This is a genomic window from Symplocastrum torsivum (assembly GCF_059505465.1).
Genome location: NZ_JCACKQ010000115.1, coordinates 172,220 through 194,966, shown reverse-complemented (window position 1 = coordinate 194,966; position 22,747 = coordinate 172,220). Strand labels below are relative to the sequence as shown.

The 22,747-nt window shown below is 45.1% G+C and carries 24 protein-coding genes and 1 tRNA gene; 12 read left to right on the top strand and 13 right to left on the bottom strand.

What is annotated here, in order from left to right; genetic code table 11:
• Positions 1-165 precede the first annotated feature (165 nt).
• The 6 genes from AC5JL3_RS28465 to AC5JL3_RS28440 all read right to left on the bottom strand — a co-directional run bounded on the left by AC5JL3_RS28465 (position 166) and on the right by AC5JL3_RS28440 (position 3,415).
• Positions 166-603: a hypothetical protein gene (locus AC5JL3_RS28465; RefSeq protein WP_496077654.1), complete on the bottom strand. Its 438-nt coding sequence runs from the start codon at positions 601-603 to the stop codon at positions 166-168.
• Positions 604-649: 46 nt separating this feature from the next.
• On the bottom strand, positions 650-820 hold the full coding sequence (locus tag AC5JL3_RS28460; RefSeq protein WP_496077653.1) for a hypothetical protein: 171 nt from the start codon (positions 818-820) through the stop codon (positions 650-652).
• Positions 821-946: 126 nt separating this feature from the next.
• On the bottom strand, positions 947-2,257 hold the full coding sequence (locus tag AC5JL3_RS28455) for a hypothetical protein (RefSeq protein WP_496077652.1): 1,311 nt from the start codon (positions 2,255-2,257) through the stop codon (positions 947-949).
• A gap of 100 nt (positions 2,258-2,357) precedes the next feature.
• Positions 2,358-2,633: a hypothetical protein gene (locus AC5JL3_RS28450; protein WP_496077651.1), complete on the bottom strand. Its 276-nt coding sequence runs from the start codon at positions 2,631-2,633 to the stop codon at positions 2,358-2,360.
• A 13-nt stretch (positions 2,634-2,646) separates the two neighbouring features.
• Complete coding sequence (locus AC5JL3_RS28445; protein ID WP_496077650.1) at positions 2,647-2,937, bottom strand: hypothetical protein; 291 nt, start codon at positions 2,935-2,937, stop codon at positions 2,647-2,649.
• 88 nt (positions 2,938-3,025) lie between these two features.
• On the bottom strand, positions 3,026-3,415 hold the full coding sequence (locus AC5JL3_RS28440; protein ID WP_496077649.1) for a hypothetical protein: 390 nt from the start codon (positions 3,413-3,415) through the stop codon (positions 3,026-3,028).
• 91 nt (positions 3,416-3,506) lie between these two features.
• On the opposite strand from AC5JL3_RS28440, the gene cas12k reads away from it, so the two are divergent.
• Complete coding sequence (cas12k, locus tag AC5JL3_RS28435) at positions 3,507-5,624, top strand: type V CRISPR-associated protein Cas12k (protein WP_496077648.1); 2,118 nt, start codon at positions 3,507-3,509, stop codon at positions 5,622-5,624.
• A gap of 1,099 nt (positions 5,625-6,723) precedes the next feature.
• Here the strand turns inward: cas12k and AC5JL3_RS28430 are convergent.
• Positions 6,724-6,796 (bottom strand) — tRNA-Phe (locus tag AC5JL3_RS28430).
• Positions 6,797-7,014: 218 nt separating this feature from the next.
• Here AC5JL3_RS28430 and AC5JL3_RS28425 point away from each other — a divergent pair.
• The 4 genes from AC5JL3_RS28425 to AC5JL3_RS28410 all read left to right on the top strand — a co-directional run bounded on the left by AC5JL3_RS28425 (position 7,015) and on the right by AC5JL3_RS28410 (position 9,049).
• Positions 7,015-7,179, top strand: coding sequence for a metallothionein (locus AC5JL3_RS28425; protein ID WP_192221330.1), 165 nt, complete (start codon positions 7,015-7,017; stop codon positions 7,177-7,179).
• 164 nt (positions 7,180-7,343) lie between these two features.
• The gene (locus AC5JL3_RS28420) at positions 7,344-7,757 is read left to right on the top strand and encodes an ArsR/SmtB family transcription factor (protein ID WP_496077647.1); all 414 of its coding nucleotides are present in this window, start codon (positions 7,344-7,346) and stop codon (positions 7,755-7,757) included.
• Between the two features lie 67 nt (positions 7,758-7,824).
• Positions 7,825-7,959 carry a hypothetical protein gene (locus AC5JL3_RS28415; RefSeq protein WP_496077646.1) on the top strand — a complete coding sequence of 45 codons (135 nt, stop codon included), beginning with the start codon at positions 7,825-7,827 and terminating at the stop codon, positions 7,957-7,959.
• Between the two features lie 319 nt (positions 7,960-8,278).
• On the top strand, positions 8,279-9,049 hold the full coding sequence (locus AC5JL3_RS28410) for a hypothetical protein (protein ID WP_496077645.1): 771 nt from the start codon (positions 8,279-8,281) through the stop codon (positions 9,047-9,049).
• Positions 9,050-9,224: 175 nt separating this feature from the next.
• Here the strand turns inward: AC5JL3_RS28410 and tftA are convergent, their stop codons facing one another.
• Positions 9,225-10,580 (bottom strand): hormogonium tapered terminus morphoprotein TftA, encoded by a 1,356-nt coding sequence (gene tftA, locus AC5JL3_RS28405; protein WP_192221333.1) that lies wholly within the window; start codon positions 10,578-10,580, stop codon positions 9,225-9,227.
• 261 nt (positions 10,581-10,841) lie between these two features.
• Between tftA and grxC the strand changes: the two genes are divergently transcribed.
• From grxC to AC5JL3_RS28390, 3 genes are all read left to right on the top strand, one after another.
• Positions 10,842-11,156, top strand: a complete 315-nt coding sequence (grxC, locus tag AC5JL3_RS28400) for a glutaredoxin 3 (RefSeq protein WP_496077644.1) — start codon at positions 10,842-10,844, stop codon at positions 11,154-11,156.
• 8 nt (positions 11,157-11,164) lie between these two features.
• Complete coding sequence (gene tadA / locus AC5JL3_RS28395; protein WP_496077643.1) at positions 11,165-11,689, top strand: tRNA adenosine(34) deaminase TadA; 525 nt, start codon at positions 11,165-11,167, stop codon at positions 11,687-11,689.
• Positions 11,690-11,788: 99 nt separating this feature from the next.
• Positions 11,789-12,538, top strand: coding sequence for a lysophospholipid acyltransferase family protein (locus AC5JL3_RS28390; RefSeq protein ID WP_496077683.1), 750 nt, complete (start codon positions 11,789-11,791; stop codon positions 12,536-12,538).
• Between the two features lie 56 nt (positions 12,539-12,594).
• Here AC5JL3_RS28390 and AC5JL3_RS28385 read toward each other — a convergent pair whose 3' ends face one another.
• Positions 12,595-13,653, bottom strand: a complete 1,059-nt coding sequence (locus tag AC5JL3_RS28385; protein ID WP_496077642.1) for a cysteine hydrolase family protein — start codon at positions 13,651-13,653, stop codon at positions 12,595-12,597.
• Between the two features lie 243 nt (positions 13,654-13,896).
• Between AC5JL3_RS28385 and AC5JL3_RS28380 the strand changes: the two genes are divergently transcribed.
• Entirely contained in the window at positions 13,897-14,760 is an 864-nt protein-coding gene (locus tag AC5JL3_RS28380; protein WP_496077641.1) for an oxygenase MpaB family protein, read from the top strand.
• 453 nt (positions 14,761-15,213) lie between these two features.
• On the opposite strand, the gene AC5JL3_RS28375 is transcribed toward AC5JL3_RS28380, so the two are convergent.
• The 3 genes from AC5JL3_RS28375 to trpS all read right to left on the bottom strand — a co-directional run bounded on the left by AC5JL3_RS28375 (position 15,214) and on the right by trpS (position 18,966).
• Positions 15,214-16,815, bottom strand: a complete 1,602-nt coding sequence (locus AC5JL3_RS28375; protein WP_496077640.1) for a mucoidy inhibitor MuiA family protein — start codon at positions 16,813-16,815, stop codon at positions 15,214-15,216.
• Between the two features lie 80 nt (positions 16,816-16,895).
• Positions 16,896-17,873, bottom strand: coding sequence for a methylenetetrahydrofolate reductase (locus AC5JL3_RS28370; protein WP_496077639.1), 978 nt, complete (start codon positions 17,871-17,873; stop codon positions 16,896-16,898).
• An 82-nt stretch (positions 17,874-17,955) separates the two neighbouring features.
• A complete protein-coding gene (trpS, locus tag AC5JL3_RS28365) occupies positions 17,956-18,966 on the bottom strand; it encodes a tryptophan--tRNA ligase (RefSeq protein ID WP_496077638.1) in 1,011 nt (336 codons plus the stop codon).
• 292 nt (positions 18,967-19,258) lie between these two features.
• On the opposite strand from trpS, the gene psb28 reads away from it, so the two are divergent.
• Both psb28 and AC5JL3_RS28355 read left to right on the top strand, forming a co-directional pair.
• A complete protein-coding gene (gene psb28 / locus AC5JL3_RS28360; RefSeq protein WP_496077637.1) occupies positions 19,259-19,594 on the top strand; it encodes a photosystem II reaction center protein Psb28 in 336 nt (111 codons plus the stop codon).
• 90 nt (positions 19,595-19,684) lie between these two features.
• On the top strand, positions 19,685-20,191 hold the full coding sequence (locus tag AC5JL3_RS28355; protein ID WP_496077636.1) for a MogA/MoaB family molybdenum cofactor biosynthesis protein: 507 nt from the start codon (positions 19,685-19,687) through the stop codon (positions 20,189-20,191).
• Between the two features lie 105 nt (positions 20,192-20,296).
• Here the strand turns inward: AC5JL3_RS28355 and ctpB are convergent, their stop codons facing one another.
• Positions 20,297-21,616: a carboxyl-terminal processing protease CtpB gene (gene ctpB, locus AC5JL3_RS28350; protein WP_496077635.1), complete on the bottom strand. Its 1,320-nt coding sequence runs from the start codon at positions 21,614-21,616 to the stop codon at positions 20,297-20,299.
• A 189-nt stretch (positions 21,617-21,805) separates the two neighbouring features.
• Between ctpB and AC5JL3_RS28345 the strand changes: the two genes are divergently transcribed.
• Positions 21,806-22,597: a YdcF family protein gene (locus AC5JL3_RS28345; RefSeq protein WP_496077634.1), complete on the top strand. Its 792-nt coding sequence runs from the start codon at positions 21,806-21,808 to the stop codon at positions 22,595-22,597.
• Positions 22,598-22,747: the final 150 nt, after the last annotated feature.

The following is a 22,747-nucleotide window of genomic DNA, read 5'->3' as shown; positions in this document are numbered from 1 at the left end:
AACAATCACTGAGACTTTAGTTTAAACCAACTAGTGTCGCCAGCAGTTGATTATCTCTTCTGGATTAGCTTGTAAATCTCTTACAAGTCAATCCCATCAACGAACTGAGTCCCGCTTATAAATTAGATAAAGTCCCCTGTACTACCTTTCCTGATTACTTTTACATTAAAATGGCAAACCATAAGTAAATTTATGGAAATCATAATATCTAGGAAAGACAACAAGAACTTCGGTTTCTTTATCTGCTAAATTTGCTTTTATTAGTTGGGAAAAAGCAAGCCATCTCAAAGTGCCGATGTGTATTGTATAATAATCTATGTTTTTGTTGTGAGTAACTTTAAGAGCATAGGTTTCTTCTTTTATCCAACCCAGCTCAAAAAGGCTATCTTTCAATACTTCAATCTCCTTTAAAGTTTCATCATCATATTTTCGTGTACGGCAAAATTGTAGTTTGTGAGTATTAACTAACTCTTCTAGAGAATTAAAAGACAAAGCTTCTTCTAGAAATAAATATTCGCCGCTTTTAAAAGGAACAGCAAGCTTAGAGAAAGGGATTAACAAGGGAGCAGCTTGTGTATAAAATCTATCCTGCATGATATTCACCTTAACCTGCTTTTATTTTTACACTACTGCAATTCTAAGTAGCCCATTAAACTAACCAATGTGACCAGCGGTTAATTATATCCTGCGGGATTGGCTTGTAAATCTCTTGCAGGTCAATCCCATCTTCTTCAATTCTGTCTTTAATATCTGCTCCCTGACCTTTTGGAATAGGATATCGACCGATAAAGCCCGTATTCAGATCCCAAAATTTTGACAACCCAATTCGATGTCCTACTTAGAAGAGAAAATGCGTGAGTTTGCTAGAGAAAAACCCAACAATTGGGTTGATATTACCAGTGATTAGCCATTAAGTTTTGTCTACTCGTTCGTGAAGATTGCTCCACTAGCTTTCACTCTTAATAGCACCGAGAGCTTCACTCCCTAAGGCTAGCGCACTCTTAATTTCCGCTCTCATTGCTTTAGCTTTCGTCCGAATCCCCTCCGCTTGTTGTTGTAACTGCGTTACGTGTGTATTGATTTGATTGATGTAATTCAACGATGACTGTATTTGCTGCATCTGAGCTTCTATTGCTCTAGCATCAAGTTTCGAGTTGAACGCTTGTTGGGTGGCTAATTGCTGTCGCACGATAAGGAACTGAATCGCAACGGCAAGTAGCTCGTGTGTGGTCGCTACCCAGATTCCATACTCACATTCTCCCAATGCCCATATACCGATTTCCTGCGCCAATCCCTCTTGAGAGGAACTCAGGAAAATTGCTGTATTTGCTTGATGTATCGCCATTGCTTTGGTTAAGCGCTTGGAAATCAATTGCCGACCCCAACGTTCAGAAGGGCGGTTTCTCGCTTCAATGATGATGGAAATCTCTATTGTCGCTATCGAGTTGGCAGTGAGCTTGAGGAGAATATCACCCGGTCGGTTTTCTTTAGCGACATAATGTACTTCAGCTCCACAAACCTTTGACCAATCCTGAAGTTCCACAACAACAGCTTCTTCATAAGTGATGCCTTTGACAAGCGTTTGCTCTAGTACTGATGCGGTAACGGCTTTGTCTCGAATCTCACGAGCGAGTTTGTCTACTTCCTCTGCTAAGGGTTTGACGGCTTCACTGACAACACTTCTCACTGTTTGCGCTAAAGTACCCTTCTCAGCCGTGACATTTTGGATGGTCGTATCGAATGCACCTTGAATCGAATCAGAAAGTTTCGGGTTGAGTAAATCCCGAATGGTTTTAAGAGCGTTACCAAGAACAGAATTTTCCTTAGAAGGATCGATATCTTGTGCTAAGAGAGTTTTCACACTATCGACCTGCATGGTAAGGACAGTCGCTGTCTGGTCTATCTGGGTCTTAAGAGGTGCCAAGACTTGACCATTTTCCGCACCGATTTGACTCACCAACTCCTGCTCGAAGGACTGGGCAATTCCTCTGACGGCTTGTTGAAATTCAACCAATAGAGATTGCATCCGTTGTTCGACAAAGGCTGTATCTTGACGGGCTTGAGCAAATTGTCGGCAGGCAAAACCCATCTCAAAAATCCCCACAAGAGCCGCTTCTTGTTGTAAGTGAGGGAGTTGTCTCAAGTAGTATGCTGCCTCTGAATGATGAATTTCCAGGTCGCGAATCAAAATGTGGTCGTCAATAATCTCGACAGTAGTGGGAGGTTGATTACCGTTACGGGTAGAGAGAAAGGTCATGGAACAATGGGTGCTTGTGTTCACTCATTGCACCGTACTGCTCAGTTTCTCAAGTGGTCAACAAGATTTTGTCAATTTGCAAAAGCACAACCAATTACCCTTACTGCCTCATGTGCCAGCGCTCCAATAGTGGTTGAACTCTCTCAGCATTCGTAAGCAGGAAGTCAGCCATTGCCATAATTCTTTGGTAGGGAAGACCTGCTTCTCGGCGGCTAGCCTGTCCGCCTAACCAGTGATAGGTGGTGGATTTGGAGATGCCGCAAATTTCTGCTAGTTCCTCATACCCAACATTCCAGCGAAAGCTGAAGTCTTGAGGAGACATGAACATTTGATTGTGCAGTTGCAGCACCCGTTGTCGTCTTTTCGCTTGGGACATAATAAGTAGCGACTTAGGCTAGAGGGGACTCATTGAGCCGTTCTATATCCTCTTCAAAGGCGAAGTCATAGCTAGTAATGCGACGGGATGGACTGTTCTCGTCAAGAAGAACTAGGTAATGCAGTCCAGTGGCAATGCAGCTAGCCGAATGAGTGTAGATGACACCAATAATGCACCCAAAGTCACCATTGGGTACTTGTCGCCAGCGAACCCAATCACCAAGTTGAAGCTTTTGTTGAGGTATGACTTCAGGAATGACCTCTGGCAAGGCGAAAGGTGGTATTTGGAATGTGAATTCAGACACAATCTCTAAAATCTCCAAGCTCTCTCAAAGAGTAAATCTAAATTTGCCACAGTGACAATAAATACTTGCCAAATGACAAGAAGGCTGACTAAGAATTTCGTCTTCGATTCTTGTTGTACATTTCCCTAAGGATCTGTAAATACTCTGGCTCAGTTTCGACTGTAGTCCAGATGTGATGGGCGATTGACATCCTTTGCTTGTGTTTCTCACTCGGTACTCTACGATGCTCACCTTGCGAGAACCAATGATTAACGGTCGTGAGGGAGCAATCACAGATAAAAGCTAGCTCCTCACGCGATACATTCCAATGTTTAAGAAACTCGTCGAGTTCCATTAGCTGCTCACCAAGGGGCTGGAAGTACGTCTTTAACGCTTCCCAGTGTCCCTGAGCAGGAGATCTTGGGGCAATACTCATAGCTAACCCACTTGTCATGGTGACAAGATATAGAGCTATGATATCTTCATCTGTAAAATCCATTGAAGTTTCATCATCCTACTAGCCCCCTGACTCAGTTCAAGTTAGGTGGCATCGGGTAACCTGAGTCCTGACTATTGGGAGTATCTACCTCATGGTTGTGTCGATGTTTACGATTCAATCTCGTCTTTGTGCCAGTGAGGAAACGCGACGATACTTTTGGGAATTGATGGAAAAACACACGCTTCTAGTCAACGAATTGCTAGAAAAGATTGCTCAACATCCCCAGTTTCAGGAGTGGCAGAAAAAAGGGGCTATTTCTGGCAATACAGTTAGAGGAATTCTCGCTCCTCTCAAGGAAAATTCAGGATATGTGGGATTGCCTGGTCGCTTCTATACCTCTGCTGAGTTGATATCTTGTTACACCTACAAGTCCTGGCTTGCCTTACAGAAAGAACGACAGCTTCAACTCTTGGGCAAAAAGCGTTGGTTACAGGCAGTAGAAAGCGAACTTGAATTGATAGCAACCACTGATTTTAATCCAGATGAGATTCGGGTCAAAGCTCACGAAATTCAGAAAAAGGCGCTAGACAAGCTGAATAAGGAAAGTAAGAAGCAGAAAGCTTTAATAAGTATTCTGTTAGACATGCATGATGGAACTGCCGAAGCTCCTCTAAGCCGTCGTGCGATTAATCATCTACTCATCAATAACCTGAAAATTAATGAGAAAGAGCAGAATCTCGACCAGCTTTCCGAGCGTCTAGACAAGAAAAGGAAAGAGATTGAGCGCCTTGAGGAGCAGCTAACTAGCCGACTTCCGAAGGGAAGAGACCCAACCGAACAGCGATATTTAGAAAATCTGTGTCACGTAACTGCTCTTCCAGAATTAAGCGATGACCCTGAGAAGTTGGCAGCAGAACTAGAGACACTAACGGTTCAGAAACAACTTCCTCTGCTGAAAGAATTGCCTTACCCAATTCAGTTTGGTAGTTCGGGTGACTTGTACTGGTCTGTTGAAACTCAAGAGAAGAAGCATTGCCAGCGACCTCAACAAAGAATTTGTGTCCGATTTAAGGGAGCTAAAGACCATACCTTCAAGATTCAGTGTGATTGTCGTCAGCTATCAATATTTCGACAGTTTCTAATTGATTATCAGACTTATCAAGAACTGCCCTATGAAGAACGTTTCTCGCAAGGGCTATTTGCACTGCGCTCAGCTTGTTTAATCTGGCGTAAGGATGATAGTAAACACGGTAGCAACAAAAAAAGAACGACCGACAATCAAGAAGCCCAACTAAAACCTTGGAATACTCATCGTCTTTACCTTCATTGCACTGTAGATAGGCAAATGCTCACAGCCGAGGGGACTGAGCAAGTACGAGAAGCAAAGAAGAAGGAGGTAATTAAGACACTTAAGAATAAAGAGAAACTTCAAGAGTTAGAGCTAGAGCAATTAGGGCTTACTAAGACCCAGATTGAAAGTGTTGGAAGGAAACGCTCCACATTAACTTATCTGGAGAAGAACTCACCTCCACCTCGCCCTAACGCTAAACCTTATCAAGGGCAACCTCACATCGTCGTTGGAGTTAGTTTCAGTCGTCATGAACCTGTGGCTATTGCTGTTGTAGATGTCGAAAAAGAAGAAGTTTTAGAGCGCCAGAGTGCCAAGGAACTGTTGAACAGAGGAGAAGCCCAATATATCTGGAGAAATGGAAAGAAGGAACCTTTGATAAAAGATGGAACGGAACAACGACATCCCAATGGAGGCAAACTCTATATCAGGAAGGGAAAGCGTGTTCGCAGGAAACCCCATCGCCTGGTTCAGCAACTCCATCAACGGCACCAGCAAAATTCTCGGCGCAGGAGTGAGGAGCAAAAACAAGACCGTTATAGAAGTAGCAACTCAGACTCCGATCTAGGACTCTATGTTGAGCGACTCATCGCTTCTAAGATAGTCGAGCTTGCCCTTCAACGAAAAGCAGGGACTATTGCCATCCCACAATTAAAGGGCATTCGTGAAAGTGTTGAAAGTGATATTCGAGCCAGAGCCGAGCGCCTGTTTCCCAATGAGAAGGAGCGCCAGAAGGAATATGGCAAGGGCTATCGGGCTAGCTTCCATTCCTGGAGTTACAGCCGACTATCTGATTGCATCAAGGAGTGTGCTTCTTCCGAGGGTATAGCTGTTGTTATCCGGCAACAGCCCTCTGGAATCGAGTTGGAGCAAAAAGCCATAGCCATTGCTCTATCTTCCTACAATGTCAAGACTTCATGATTTAAGCAATCCAGCATTGTACCTTGACAAGATAATATTTGTTCAATAGCGCGTCTCGTTCCCTGTGAACAGATGATAAGTGTATGGGCAGTTTAATTGCTTTCCGCCCTGTGTAGTTGTCCGCGTCTCTTTAAATAATTAGAGAGACACGTCGTTACGGAGCTTGCTGCGTAAATGACGTTCCTTCTGCGGAACTTTTCCGTAGATAGGGTGCAGGGTCGCGCCTAGCATCAGGGAGCTATGTTTTTATAACCAGCGGTTAGCGCCTCTGGTTATAAGGATACAGGTGTACGTGTCGTGGCAGCTACCGAATCGCCTCCGAGCAAGGAGGAGTCCTCCCAATCTATTTTTTGACGGGTCGAAGTGGGGGCAAAATCCCTGGAGTGCCGTCAAAAGTCTACAACCCTTGTCCAGTCTTAGTTTAAGACTGTTAGGAAATCAGCATTCTCCTTGGAGAAAAAGCTGAAATGAGGAATTTAACATCAGCCGTCAAAAATCCATTTGTTAGCTGGTGTAGATAAGGGTTTCAGCGGGCGCGGTTTCATCAACCTTCCCGCTCTTGGGTGGGTTGAAAGTGGAATAAGTTCTACCTACATCCAAAAGCTCACCCAGTTTCATCAACCTTCCCGCTCTTGGGTGGGTTGAAAGATAGAATCATACAATTACCTGATAGTAGCTTTATGTTTCATCAACCTTCCCGCTCTTGGGTGGGTTGAAAGATAAACGAATAGCACTAGTATTATTACCAAATTAAGTTTCATCAACCTTCCCGCTCTTGGGTGGGTTGAAAGGGCATATAGCCTATGTGAAGAGTGATTTAGCAGCAGACGTACAGAGAACTGGAGTAGGACTGAAAGGAGCAGGGTACTGAAAAATCTTCTTCACATTCTGCATCAAGACTTTCAGTGTTATGGGTTTTTGGCTCTTTATTAAATTCTGTATTGACTGATTAGCAGCCTTATGCAGTGGAAATTAATTCTTTAAAACTGATTTAGATGTCGCTAAACCATGACTAAAGCAAAAAAGTTTCCCAAATGTGGATTTGGGAAACTAATTCTTTAAAACTGACCATTAATTATTTAATGGACAACAACACATATGCCAGGAGGCGGACTTGAACCGCCGACACGGGGATTTTCAGTCCCCTGCTCTACCAACTGAGCTATCCCGGCTTGTTATCTTCAGCGCTTAACTAAGGTAGCAAACTTAACTAGGTATTGGCAAGCACAATTTTAATTTTAATGACTTCACCGTTGCTGATCCAGAAGCGATCGCGAAGTAAGGCGAAGCCTGTGATTTTTGGGGTTGGATGTTAAAGATTAGCTTAAGCAATACCTGAACGTATGTTCATATGTTAGCCTTTAATAGAGAACTGGATTAGGAAAAAATCATGACTACCGTAACTGGAATGAAATGTGCTTGTGAATCTTGCCTCTGTGTCGTCTCTACTAATGATGCGGTGGAAAAGGACGGCAAATATTACTGTGGTGAGGCTTGTGCCAACAATCATGCCGATGGTAAAGGGTGCAGCCATCAAGGTTGTAGCTGCGGTTAAAGCCCCAATCAGCCTGTTCTTGCACATTACTAAGGATGGGCTGACTTTCCTGACTCTTGAGAAGAGCTTCAGACCACAACTATATTCAAGGGACTGAAAACGTTAATCATTTTCATTCGTTACCATAAGGTGGCATAGCCATAGCCTGCACACACAAAAACAAGATGTCAGCCCAACTCTCAGATCAAGGGGCTACAGTCATTCCCCTAGAGGAACTCAATCCTCTCAATTGTCATCCGCCACATCCGGTTGAAATTGATGATGTCCAGCAACTCCAGAATCAAATCCTCAGCACTGAAAAAGCCCAGCGAATGGCAGAATTCTTTAGCCTCCTAGGTGATACAAACCGCTTGCGGATTGTTTCAGTGCTAGCGCTTAAAGAGCTTTGTGTTTGTGACTTAGCTGCTGCACTAGAGATGAGCGAATCAGCGGTTTCTCATCAACTGCGGGCTTTGCGAACCATGCGACTAGTACGCTATCACAAGCGAGGTCGCAAGGTTTTCTATCGTCTTCAGGACAATCATGTTCTCGATCTTTACCATTCTGTTGCAGAACACTTGGATGAGTTAGAAGCTTGAGAAGTGGGATTTAATTAAACTTCTCATACTTAGAAATCAGCTCTTACTCCCAACATTACTTTGGCTCTTGCCAGTTGTGCCTCAAGCGATCGCTTCTGAACAAGCAGTTGGCAATGCCAAAGATAGCATCAGCGATGCAGGTGATAAAGCAGAAGATGCTTCGGAAAGCCTGATTGACAAAATTAAGAATATTTTTGACTAGGACTCAGAACAGTCCCTTGTAAATACGAGTTGTGCGTAACGCCTAGCTTTCTTATGAAGGCTAGGCGTTAGTTGTAGTAGTGTGACAGTTCTGGGGAATGTCTACTTCCCAAGCACAGTGGTTTTGGCAGAGGTTTCAGCGTTAGCTCATATACAGCTTAGGTTTGAGCTACTTAGTAAGTGAGCGATCGCTTTCCTCTAAAAGTCGGTATCGACCCTAATCGATGTGAAGCTCTAACAACCATCACAAACGACCTAGCGACAACAGCAACCCCCAGTCAGGATTGAAGCGAAGTTTTCACAAGAGGAGACTGACATAAATGTACTTCAACTTCATCGGATTCAGTTTCGGAATAGGCGTTTTAGTTTTACTAGCTTATGGAATCTTGCAATGGTTGCATATACCAGCAGGTAGCTTCCTCGATTGGGTCATTGCTGTAGCAATTTTTGAATGGTTGTTGGTGATTGTCACAGTACCGTGGAATATCCACTTTGAAGCTAAGGCAGTTTTAGACGAAGCAGCAACCTCAAACGAGAAAGGAATTGCAATTGATGAAAAGCAAGTCCAGTATGCCAAGGTTGTCGCAAAGCGATCGCTTCTTGTCGCCATTGCCTTACATCTGCTTTCAGCCGTTGGACTCTACACTCTTGCTGCAACAGGTATTAGTGCCGTTGGCTACATTAGTTCTGGTGCGGCATTACTTTTAACCATCCTGCGTCCAGCCGTGCGAACTTATGAATATCTTGCTACTCGTTTGGCAATGATTCGGCAAGAGTTTACTTATCCCAGAGAAGATATTTGGGAATTGCGTGGTCGTTTTAACATCCTGGAAGAAACGGTTAAGCGTATTGAAGAACAACTCGATCCAGAAGAACCTTACTCTTGGGTAGCCACTCAGCAACGATACCAGGAAGAAACTCGCAAAGAATTAGCTCGTATCAGCGCATCCTTTGAAGAACTACGAGCAACCAATGAAGCTCAGCACGAGCGTTTGTCTAGGGAAGCCAGACAAGCGATCTCACAACTGAGTACTGATGGACAATTTCTCGACCACGTTCGCGAAATTATCCGTTTTTTCAAAACGGCTTAGTGGTTAGTTATTCGTTGTTGGTTGTTGGTTGTAAGAGCTGATCTAGCTGTCGCGATAAAGATTAGGACAGATTTAACGACCCAAACAACCACGTACTAGTAATAAACATAAAAGCCTTTTGCCCTCTGCATAAGAGCCTTCTGCCTTTTGCTATAACTTGTAGCCAAAAACTTAACTAGAGCAAGCCCGCTGACTCATATAGACGCCGGATAACCGCTAAAATCCTAGCACCATACTGTAAATCTGCTGACCAACGTCCACTTAGCTGCTCAACTAAAGGTGCAATTCCACGGGTGACAAAGCGAAACCGAGGGCTAACCTGTTCTTGCACCAATGGTTCTAAACTGGCGTAGGCTTTCAATTGTTGGACATGGGCGCGAACACCAAGCCTTGCACTGGGGAACGTTGCTCCATCAGGCTCATCACCAACCCCGCCTAAGCCACCAAAGTTATTTTGACTCGGCTTAAGGTCGCCGCCAAAGCGTAAGAAGTCGGTTTCAACACAAGCTTGACAGAAGGCAATGTCATAGTTCACGCCTTCAATTGCCGCCTCTTCCCGATAGAGCTTAGGTAAGTCGGGAAACTGGGTTAGGGCATTCTCGTTATTGGCTTTGAGGAACATCATTAGTTGCACTTCTGAGGTGCTACCCTGCCCCATAATCCGGTCTATCTGACCGGGACAAAATTGTAAAATCGAGCGTAACGTTACTGTACGACTGGTATTATCCCAGCTAACAGAGATGTTGTAGTCCCGCAGTGCGATCGCTTGAACATATACCACGCCTCCATATTGAACACGGCGAACATTTGGGGCAGTTGTTAGATCAATTCCCAGCCGATCTACCAAGTCAATAGGAACATAGGAATTGTTATTAACTAAAATGCCCCGCTCTCCGTAAGTCTGATTATTAATCTTGATATTGATTGTTGGATAAGTAACACTTGTGTCATTGGTTGACCCTGTACCTGAGACAGCACGACTCCAAGCGGCAAGTCCATCAGCAATGCCTAAAGCCATGTCGCGGCGTCGGTTTTGAATTAAGAATCGGTCGTCTGGGTTACTAATAAACCCAACTTCCATCAGGATAGAAGGGAGAACTGTGTCGCGGCAGAAGGCGATGCGCCCAAGACCTGTAGCTGTGTCTGGTTTGGCTCCTCGGTTAGGAAGTTGAGGAAGGCGTCGCCACAGAGCAGTCAGCAATAAGTCAGCATGAGTTTTTCGCTCGGTATTGTTGGCTATGTAGAAGGCAGACGAGCCTCGGACACTGGGATTGGAATAGGCATCGGCATGGATTTCCAACGCCACGTCGCCGGGACGAGCACGGGAGTTAATCCATTGAATTGTTTGACTTAAATTTAGGTCATCAGGGACAGACAGCACTTCAAATCCCCGCGATCGCAACTCTGGAACCACTTGGTCACGCAGTAAAATCATCTCTTGGGCTTCAGTCAAATTACCAGAAACTGACCCTCGATCTGGAACCCCTTGTTCAATACCACCATGACCGGCAGAAATAAATATTCGTCCCATCTCTCGCTCTTTCCCCCAGCGCTTTGGTTAGCACTTGCTTTCACTCATCCAGAATAAGGATTTCGCGGTGTAACGGCTAGTCCTATTCCATTTCATCCCAAAACCTCTTGATCTGTAAGCGATCGCTCAATTAAGTGAGTAACCACCATACTGAGGTTTTGCTGATTCTCGCAATCTTATCCCACTCAGGGCTTGATGTTGCTCGTTTCGTATCGGAAACTAAGCTAGATAAAGTACATAGAATCTTTTAAGAAAACGAAAATGCTGGACTTTCTCAATCCGCTTCTAGGACGCCATCCAGAACGCATCAAAGCCAACGTTGAAATCTACACTTGGCAAACTTGCCCTTACTGCATCCGAGCCAAGCTACTGCTCTGGTGGAAGGGAGTTAACTACACGGAATATAAGATAGATGGTGATGAATCCGCTAGAAGCCAGATGGCTGAACGTGCTAATGGGCGACGAAGTGTGCCGCAAATTTTCATCAACTCTCAGCATGTTGGTGGATGTGATGACATCTATGGGTTAGATGGAAAAGGTCAGTTAGAGCCGTTGCTAACACAGCCAGCTAGCTAGCGCAAAGGATGGAAAATTCACCACCCGTGATTGATGACGCTGGCTATCTTGTTCATCGACAATGGATGAGTCAGGCGATCGCACTTGCTCAATCCGCAGGTGATGCGGGTGAAGTGCCCGTTGGTGCTGTTGTCGTTGATGCCAATAGTAATTTGGTTGCAACTGCCGAGAATCGTCGAGAACGTGACAAAGACCCGACCGCTCATGCAGAAATTCTCGCACTTCGGGCAGCAGGTCAAGCTCTACAAACTTGGCACCTAAACAGTTGTACCCTGTATGTGACGCTAGAGCCTTGCCCAATGTGTGCAGGTGCGATCGTCCTAGCGCGATTGGGTCTTCTCGTTTACGGGGTGGACGATCCAAAAACTGGCACAATCCGAACTGTTGCCAATATTCCTGACAGTGCTTACTCTAATCATCGGTTGCCTGTTATTGCTGGCATTATGGAATCTGTCTGCCGTCATCAGCTGCAATCCTGGTTTACGCAACGCCGTCACCACTCCCCCATGAGTAAGAGACAAATTCCCTCATGACACCGATAGAAGTGTCCTTAAGTGGAAGACACAAGGTAGGGAGAACCCATAAGGTAAAAGTGGCGACAAGGATGTAATGGAATAACTTGAACCTCAATGATGCAGCTCGAATCCCGTGAACACACCCAAGTAATGACAACCCAGGTAGAACCTACTCCAGAGACGCTAACTTCAGCAAAAGTAGCTCCCGTTACTTCCCATGTTTGCCATTGGTTAACACCAATCCTTTATCCCTTGGGTCGTCGTGTGGTCATGCCGCTTTACTTCCGTAAGCTGAAAGTGACTGGGCAAGAAAACATCCCCAAGACGGGTCCAGTTATCCTAGCGCCGACTCATCGCTCTCGTTGGGATGGAATGGTCATCCCCTATGCCGCAGGAAAACCCGAAACGGGACGTGACTTGCGGTATATGGTTTCAGCCGATGAAGTCAAAGGGTTACAAGGTTGGTTTATCCGGCGCATGGGAGGATTTCCAGTTAATACTAGACATCCAGGTATTAGCAGTCTCCGTCATGGTGTCGAACTCCTTCGCAATGGCGAAGCGCTTGTCATGTTTCCTGAAGGCAATATCTATCAGGATGGTCAAATTCACCCGCTCAAGCCTGGAATGGCGCGTATTGCCCTACAAGTTGAATCCGGTAAGCTGGATACAAATTTGGTGATTGTGCCAATTAGCATCCGTTACAGCGAACTTGTACCCCACTGGCGCTGTGAGGCATCTGTTCGCATTGGCACTCCCTTGAAGGTGGCAGATTACTGCACCAAGTCAGCGAAGAAAAGTGCTCTACTACTAACGAATGACCTGGAAACGGCTATGAGAAAACTGGATAAAGAAAACGTCTTAAGCTGATGTGCATTTAAATTACATATTGAATTGGCATACTAAGTACTGAAGAACCTCTTTTTTTAAACCAACACAAAAGGGAACTCTGCCCAGCTATCTAAGGGTTGGGTTGATTGCACAAGGTGCATTCCAGCAGCAGCAAATCGCTCAAATGCCTCATCTGCCTGTTCCGTATAATCCACCACACCCGGAACCACGACAGGTGAGGTGCAATCTTCCAGAAAATAGACTTTCTTGGCTAAACTAGCGTCTTTCGCTTGTATTTCTGTCAACAAATCAGCAATTGTCCAAGCGACGCAGTGACTCTTCGCTTGCCCTGCAATAATGACAGCATCAAATTCAAACAGATGCTGAATCAAGCTGGCATTTTCCTGGGCAATTGGTAATCCATCATCTCCGTCTAAGACTTCAGGGCGCAGGATCGAGTAGTTTTCTGTTAAAGGATTATTGCCTTTAATTTCATACCGTGTTTGGCTATTTCGAGCAATGCAGTGGAAAAATAAGGCTTCTTCCACGGCTGAAACTAGCGCATGACCAATTCCCCCTAGCATGGAATGATAAGGCCATATCGTTAAGGGGTACTTACCCGCACCACTTAGCTGCGTAACGTAGTGCAAAGCGTGTGTTTCTAGCTTCGAGTAGTCGCCACCTGCGATACTGTCGGCAACCGCTGGGTTTACCTTCCAGACACCTTGTTGGATAGCTTCTGGAGTGATGTTGGTCGCTGCTGGGGTAGGGTGTTCTCCTGCCTCGTTAATCCAAAAGATGGGATGAAAAATCTGCATCGCTGTGTGCGTGTCCATTGTTGGTGCGATCGCACTTATCACCCCTAAATTGCGGTAAATAAATTCACACAGCCGTACATTGTCCTCCACAGCCCCCATCCCAGACTTACCACCCACAAATAGTTCAAAGTCGGGAAGGCAAAAGGTATTTTGAACATCAATTAACAGCAGACCAATACGGGTTTTATCCTCAGCCGCTGGCTGAATACCGTGCTGATGCGCCCATTCTCTCGCTTGAACTGCCCGATCCTGATACGGCACTCGCCAAACTTCTCCCACTCGGCTGGCATCAAAATGAGATGGGATTGGTAACGGCTTGGTTGTTTGTGTGGTCATACCTAGACCTTGATGATTCATGCGTACCAAAGATGTTTACCCTTTCCAGTTATCAGGGCTTAATTTGATAGTAATGAAAGCTGTGTGTTCTTGCCGAAAATCTAATGCAATATTAATAAAGATAATTGATATCAAAATGAATTTGCTAGTAGATTTAGTTGACACTCAAAAAGAAGTTTCTATCCGGTAGCCAATTTTACACGTTTGATGAGCCAAAATCTGTATTGAAAGAAAAGGGATGGAATGTTGAAATTTAGAAACACTAAGCGTAACGCGAATCTCCGACAAATTCAGCAACTAGACCCAGTGCAAGACCATTGTCAAATAACCCAACTGATGACGGGTTATGAGTTTCCTTGGGATACGACGCGATCGCTTGAAATTGCCCTGATGCGAACCTTCTGCGTTCCTAGTATCTCTGCATTACTGGATAAAACGGGTGAATTCAAGCATCGTCCTCAGAAACGCTACGACGATACTGGACTCCTGACTACAGAAATCATGAAATGGGGCTACGAAAGCGATCGCGGGAAAAAAGCCATTGAGCAGATGAATGCTATCCATGGACGGTTCAAGATTTCTAATGAAGACTTCCTCTATGTACTTTCAACCTTCATTTATGAGCCAATCCGTTGGAATGCCCGCTTCGGCTGGCGTCAAATGTGTGAGCAAGAACGTCTTGCCTCATTTTACTTCTGGCGCGAGGTAGGCAAACGGATGCATATTCAAGACATCCCGGAAACCTATGAAGAATTTGAACGCTATAACTTTGACTACGAACGTCAACATTTCCGCTATTCAGATACCAATCGCCGCACGGGTGAAGCGACTCGCGACCTATTCCTGAGTTGGTTTCCTAGCGTTGTTCGACCCATGCTAAAGCCTAGTGTTTACGCGCTACTGGATGACACAATTCTTGACGCTTGTGGGTTTCCTCACGCTCCAAGGCTGCTGCGTTCTTTTGTCGCAATGAGCCTTAAACTCCGAGGCCGAGTGTTACGCCTGTTGCCACCTCGAAAACAAGCAGCTTTCTTCACAGATTTCTCAGTACGGAGCTATCCCAATGGTTACGATATCTCTGAGTTAGGGTCACCACCAATACGCTAGAAAGCGTCTATTACTAGCCAATTTGCAATTAAAGATAATTTATTGACCTCAGATATGTAAAAATTCTGTGAAGCTGAGTAGTGAGATACTACTTTAGTTGAACTTTGTGCTAAAAATACATGTAATCAGCTCAAACTGTACATTCAGTCTCAAAGTTGTGGAAACAGTAAAAGAAAGAAACTGGATACAGGAAAGCCGCTTCAAACGATGTCCTGCATAATCCTTACATTGTTCACTTTACGACTCCTCCCAAACCCTGGCAAAGAAGCTGTAAGCATCCTTGTCAAGATTTATTTTTTCAGTATCTTGATATGACTGATTGGTCAGGATGGCGGAATACTATCTGGAGGCGCATGTGGAGAAGAGTTAGGAAAGAAACAAAGAGTCTTTGGAGCTTTACAACAAATGCGTACAAATCTAAGGAAACGCTATTGATACCCCAGATGCTCGTAACTAAATGTCCAAACCAACAATAGTTAGCTCAAGGGGATGCTCAACTGTGAACTGATAGTACAGCTCTTGTTTAGATAAGGGGGGGAGAGTGAGTGACCATTCTAACCTCCCCATTTCACCTCCCTGAATTTGGGGGTTAGTACGAGTTAAACTTACCTTGATTTGCTCGTTACGGCTGACTGGTAATTGTTCAATTAATGCCAGCTCCGCTGTCTGTTCGCGTAAGTTTGTAATGACCAAGCGATAGGCATAGGTTGTGTGCTTTTGGTTGGCAATTAGTGTCTTATCTACCTGACGCTCTACTAAAACTCGATCAATTTTTAGTCCTTCGTCAATACCCAAGTTGAGCTTAAATTCCTGACCAGGAGCAATGTTTTCTAGAGAAGTTGTGCCGATAAACGTGTTACCACGGAAGATGTTTGCTTGTCCGGGTAGTAGGGTAACACCACTTAAAGGATTAGTAATCGTTGTCTGAAGGTAGGCTAAGCTATTCACCTGAGGCATGGCGATATACTGGGCGCGGCAAGGATAATCTGCGTTGAAGATTGTGGTTTTGTGAGCAGTGTTGTCACTGGGAATACTGCCACTACTAACTTTTAAGGTGACAATGCCTCCTTGTTTGGATTCTGCGATTTGCTCTACAGCAGCCTGTAACTCTGAATCTCGTAGGGCTGCTGGTTCCGGTGTCATGCCGGGATAAGGCATAGTAATCGCAAGGCTTCGTGGGGGAAGGTTACCAGATTCAGCGATCGCATTTGCCTGTTGTCCTGCATGGCTTGGGGCTTGGACATCGATATACCAAGGATTTAACTTGGGTGGTAGGCTACCGAGTCCCGGCTTTGCGGTTGAAAGGGTAAAAGCCGCATCTAGCCAATCCTCGCCACTGCTTTGCTTGACGTCGGCAAGATAGCAGATGTTCATTTTTTCATCAGTTGCATTCAACCGTAGGTCATATAGTGGAACCCAACTGGCTTGACGCACAACGTAGGATACCTCTAGCTCAAATTCCTTAGTTGTTGAAGGTTCCAGGCTGATGATAATCCTGAAACTTTCCTGAGGACGAAGGGTTGAAAGCGATTGTAGCTGCTGGCGAAGTGCCTGTAATTTTTGGTCAAGCTTCTGTTGCTCTTTCTCAAAAGTTGCGATCGCTTTTGAAAACTGGTTGTATTGCTGCCCAACAAAATCCAGTAAGTCCGTGATTTCATTCAGGTTAAGCGGTTCAGGGCTTTGGAATCGGGTCAAGCGTTCCAGGTATTGAGTGCTTAAGCTTTTAACAAAATTGCGTTGGAGATTATAAAGTGTCAGTTGGTCCTGGCAAGCCCGTTTTTGCTCTTCAACTTGCCCGATTTCCTCAGTTAGCTGAGCAATTTCTTGGGTAACTGCTTCCGTCGCATCAGTGCGTGCGGTGCGTACCCCGACGAGTCGCACCGCCATGCCAAGACTCCTCACTCGTACCGACTCCCTCAGGAGTGTCAATGGTAGTTGGGTAATGACAAGTTCTTTTTCCTCACCAATTAGCTGCACAACACCTCGGCGCGTTACTAGCGCTTGGTCGTCGTATACCGTAACCTCAGAAATCCGGGTGTCTACCGTTTTGCTCATCACTTTTAAGTCCTTAGTTGTTTGTTAAAGAGTCAAGCAACTAATAACCAACAACCAATAACTGCATTTTGCATTCTTTGTTAAGGTTTCACTGGTAAAATTCCAGCCAAATCTAGAATTTCGGGAATCAAATCTTCTCGCCTGACTGCCATCATGTGGACACCCTGACACAGTTGCCGCGCTAGCTGAACTTGCTCAGCTGCAATCTTCATTCCTTCTTGTAACGGGTCATCCGCTGCTGCTAGCCTGTCAATCGTGGTTTGCGGAATATTAACACCTGGAACGTACTTATTAATAAACTGAGCGTTCTTTGCAGACTTGAGCAGAAATATGCCTGCTAAGATTGGCTTATTGGTGCCAGATGCAATCTGATCCATAAATTTTTCCAGTCGTTCAAAATCACTAATCAACTGACTTTGGAAAAACTCTGCACCTGCCTCTAGTTTACGCTCAAATCGACTCTGCAACCCAGACCAACTTTTGAGTTGGGGATCAACTGCTGCCCCTGGAAATAAGTCGGTGACACCATCGGTGAGGGGCTTGTCATTTGAGTCGAAGCCACCATTGAGTTTATTAATCAGTTGCAGTAAGCGGATAGATTCTAGGTCAAAGACACTTTTTGCCTCAGGATGGTCACCCGCCTTAACCGGGTCACCTGTGAGGGCAAGGACGTTACGGATACCCAAAGCATAGGCACCCATTAAGTCAGCTTGCAAGGCAAGACGGTTGCGATCGCGACACGCCATCTGGCAAATCGGCTCGATCTCATGTTGCAACAAGATAACTGATGCGGCTATAGAACACATCCGCAACACTGCCCGACTACCATCAGTAATATTGACAGCGTGAACTCGCCCTTTAAGAGTCTGCGCCATCTGAATCATGTGGGTTGGGTCGCCCCCTTTAGGTGGACAAACCTCAGCCGTGATTAAAAATTCACCGGACTGAACCGCTGACCGAAATCGACTTTGAATTGGGGTAGTACCCCTAGAGTAAAGCTGTAGGGGTTGGGACACTGTATCAGCTTTTAATCTTGAGTTTTGAATGGTATCGCTCATAAATTCATGTAAAGTTTGAGTTTTGAATTATGAGCGGAGCCTAGGCATCACTCACAACTCATCACTCGGTCAACTTTTAACTCTACAGCGGCATTGAGTAACCAAGGGCAGCTTTAACCTGATTAAGTGTTTCATTGGCGATCGCTTCTGCTGCCTCACGCCCATCTCGCAACACCGATTCAAGATAGCCTTTATCTGTCATCACCGCTTGATACTTCTCTTGAATTGGCTTGAGGGCTTCAATCATCGTCTCGGTTAGCAACGGCTTAAACTGCCCCCAACCCATATCCTGACCTTCCTCCGCGACGGCTTCTTTCGTCTTGCCCGAAAGAATCATGTACAGACCTAGAAGATTATTGCACTCTGGACGAGCTGGATCATCGAAGGTTAAGCCCCTTTCCATATCTGTCTTACAACGCTTAATCTTTTTTTGAATGACATCGGGTGGATCTAAAAGATTAATCCGACTTCCTTCTGCTGGGTCAGACTTTGACATCTTCTTAGTGCCATCCATCAAACTCATGACTCTCGCCCCTTCTTTACGAATCAAAGGGTCTGGCACCTTTAAAATCGGGGGTTTACCTTTGGCAAACTGGTAGTTAAAGCGATCGGCAATATCCCGCGTCAATTCCAAGTGTTGCTTTTGGTCTTCCCCAACTGGAACCTTATCGGCTTGGTAAAGCAAAATATCGGCTGCCATCAGTACTGGGTAGTCTAGCAAGCCTGTATTAACGTTTTCTCCTTGCCTAACTGCCTTTTCCTTGAACTGGATCATGTCTGTCAGCCAGTTGATGGGCGTAATGCAGTTGAACAACCAAGTTAGTTCACTATGGGCAGAGACATGGGATTGAACAAAGATTTTAGAGTACTCTAAATCAATCCCACACGCTAAATAGAGGGCGGCAATGGTGTAGGTGTCAGAGGCAAGTGTTGCGGGATTGTGGGGGGCTGTGATGGCGTGCAAATCAACCACACAGAAAAAATTTTCGTACTGACTTTGCCCTTCTACCCAGTTGCGAATTGCTCCTAAATAGTTGCCTAGATGAAGATTACCGGTTGGTTGAACTCCAGAAAACGCTCGCTGCTTACCCATCGATTTTGGTTGAATACTGGTGCAAGGACTAATTGATATACAATCTCAACGTCCTTAGTGTGTATCAGTTTTATCAATTGTGCCACTGCCTAAGCCGATTTAGCAGGATATTTCGCTTTGAAGTTGGTATCAGATGCCCGATGCCAGGAAATTGGGCATTAGAAGTTCTTATTCCCCATTCCCCATTCCCGAAAACTCTATTCCCTCGTGGATGGAGTTTTTTATCAGAGGTGATGTATCAAGTGATGAGAAGATAGTGTGATAACCTCCTTAAGATTTAATAAGATTTCTCATGGCTCAGATTCAATTTTCCAGAGGTATCAACGAAGACGTTATCCCTGACGTGCGCCTTACCCGCTCTCGCGACGGGAGTAGTGGCACTGCAACATTTTATTTTGACAACCCTAAAGCTCTCAATGGCAACAATACAGAAGACATTACTGGGATGTACATGATTGATGAGGAAGGTGAAATTATCACGCGGGAGGTTAAAGGTAAGTTCGTCAATGGTCAGCCTACAGCCTTAGAAGCGGTTGTTCTATTGAAATCTTCAGAAGAATGGGATCGTTTCATGCGCTTTATGGAACGCTATGCAGAAGAGCATGATTTGGGATTTAGTAAATCCTGAGGTGTTAGTTGTTGGTTATTGGTTGTTGGTTGTTAGGTGTTAGTTGCTGCCGACCGTTAACTTAATGACAACTACAAAGGATAAAAAACGATGACTCACCAACCTCATCCTGATGCCGCGAAAATGGCAGTCAATTGTGCTGTCATTACTGTTAGTGATACGCGATCGCCCCAAACAGATCGGAGTGGAAAGCTTATTGAGCAACTACTCCTTGATGCAGGGCATCAGGTGGGGTTTTATACAATTCTCAAAGATGAACCAGCGCAAATTCGTGCCCATATGAAAGCGCTGGGAGAACGTGCAGATCTTGAGGCGTTAATCTTCAATGGTGGTACTGGCATTGCACCGCGAGATACCACCTATGACGCTTTGGAAAGCTTGCTAGAAAAGACTTTGCCAGGATTTGGTGAAGTCTTTCGCTTTCTTAGCTACCAAGAAATTGGCTCGCGAGCGATCGCTTCACGAGCCGTTGCTGGAGTTTATCAAAAAAAGCTCATTTTCTCTATTCCTGGCTCCACAGCAGCCGTCAAACTCGCCGTCCAACAGCTAATTTTGCCAGAACTAATTCATCTAGTTAGCCAATTGGTTGGGGATTAGTGATTGAGGATTGGGAATTAGAAGATGCTAGAAGGAATGAGGAAACAGGAATTTACTGTGCCGACTTTGTCCAATTCCCAATTCCCCATCCCCAATTCCCAACTTTTATCGAACACTAATTGGCTTAGCTGGTTGACCAACACCACGTCGAGCCATAACATCCGTTTCCAAAACAGTGATTGCTCGCTTGTATTGTGGGTCTTCAGCGCTACCGATTAGGCTGGGTTCAGTCTGTAGACGCTGCTGTTGTGTAGTTGTTAAGTCGAGCGTGACATCAGGCATAATCCCTTTATGGTTAATATCAATGCCACTAGGGGGATAGTAACGAGAAATTGTTACCGCTAAGCCTGAACCATCGGATAAAGAATGGACAGACTGCACAACGGCTTTCCCAAAAGTTTTGCTTCCCACGACAACAGCACGTTTACTATCCTTGAGGGCACCTGCAAGAATCTCACTAGCGCTTGCGGAGTTCCCATCAACTAAAACTGCCATAGGCAACTGTGTCAGTGCAGACTTATTTGCCTTAAATTCCTGTGTGCCACCTCTGCGGTCTACAGTATGGACAATCTCACCATTCTCGATCCACATCCGGGCAATTTCTACACTGGCGTGCAGCAATCCTCCTGGATTGCCCCGTAAATCTAGAACATAGGCATCAACGTTCTGCTCATTCAGATTAAGGATTGCCCGCTGCATCTGTTCTGAAGCATGGGAGCTAAATTCATTCAAGCTAATATAGCCAACCTTAATCTGGCCTTCCTGCTTGAGAGAAGAGTGAACTGATGGCAACTCGATTTGAGCGCGAGTTAGTGTGACATCAAATACACCTTTCCCTTCTCTGGATAATTGCAGAGAAACGCTTGTCCCCACGTCACCTCGAATCATGGCTGACGCTTCTTCGATTTTCATCCCTTGTGTGGGTTGACCATCAATTGCCAGAATCTTGTCTCCAGCTTTAATATCTGCCTTAAATGCTGGGGAATTCTCAATTGGTTCAACAACCTTCAGTACTTTGGTTGGGTCATCAACTTCCATGCGAATGCCAACCCCAGAAAGCTCTCCAGCGGTTTGACTGGTCAGCGCTTGGAACTGTTCAGGGTCTAAAAAGCGGGTGTAGGGGTCTGATAAAGGCTCTAGGGCTTTACGAATTGCCTCGTAGGCTTGCTCTTTTGAGGTGTAGTTTTTGCTGAGTAGTTGTTGTCGTGTAGCTTGCCAATCAACGTTGTTAAACGTGTTATCAACGTATTCCCGGTTCACAATCTGCCAAGCTTCATCAACTATGCTTTTAGGGCTGTCTTGAAGTGCGGCGAGGACAGTGCGACCACCATTTGGTACCAATAAAGACAAAGCGGCTGTTGTTGCGATCGCTCCCGTGAAGAGAACGCCTTTGAGCAAAGGAAAGTACTTTGGGTTTTGATTCATGGAGAGTGCGTTAGAGGGGGGTTGGCGTTAATAACCTAACAGTTATTGTCTTTTTCGGGCAGTTGAAGGGGTACCCTGTGCTTGGATTCTACACTCAGCTGATGCTTTGAAGTGATCGGACTGCTGCCCAGTCTAAAACCGAACTAGCAATACTATACTCACATTGAGCCGCTAAGCTCATAGAATTTTGTGCCAGTTTACTTAGTGTCCTTAGTAATACAGTCAATACCTTCTCCAAAACGGGTTTTTGAACAAGGTCTGAGTCGTGTGGTACGAGATATGAGAGATAAATTGATTCTACGCAACTGGGCTAGATTCAAAAACTGGTTTCGAGCCAAATTGCAATGGCGACTGATTAGCTTAGGGCTATTAGGCTTCGGTGTCCTCCTTTGTGGTTGGCTACTCATTAACACACTAAGATTGCAAGCAGCGGCGACGGGTTCAGTAGACACATTTTTTGTCCTAGGGGGTAGTATTCGTCGGGAGATCTATGCAGCCGAGTTGACTAAACAGCACCCGGAAACCAGAGTTTTAGTGTCTCAAGGCTCGCTAGACCCCTGCATTTTGCTAATTTTTCAACGGGAACAAGCCCCCATCCGCCATGTATGGCTAGAAAAGTGTGCTAATTCTACCTTTGATAACTTCTACTTTAATATCCCTCTTCTAGATCAGTGGGGAGTTCGTAAACTTAAATTAATTACCTCCCCCTCTCACCTACCACGAGCGCAGTGGATGGCACAAATACTCTTGGGCGCTCAGGGGATTTGGGTAGAGCTAGATGTGGTTGAGGAGCAGGGCATTCCTGGAAATCGAGAGCATTGGCTCAAAACAGGGTTGGACGTGACTCGCAGCGTGATTTGGGCTGTGTTGAGTCAGTTTATCCAACCAAAATGCTCGAAGTTAATCCCATTGACAACGGTTGAACTTCAAATTTGGGGCAATACAGGTTTTAAGTGTGAGTATCAAGGTAATCTTGATTGAAAGGAGTTCAGTAGTTCAGGAGTTTTTTCAGATAGAGATTGTGTCCCTCACCTGAAAGGATGCAACTGAAATTCTTTCACTGGGGATTGTGCCTTTGCTCCCCCTTGGTCGCCAAAACTTGGGTTTGTCCAAAATTCTGAACTCCTGAAC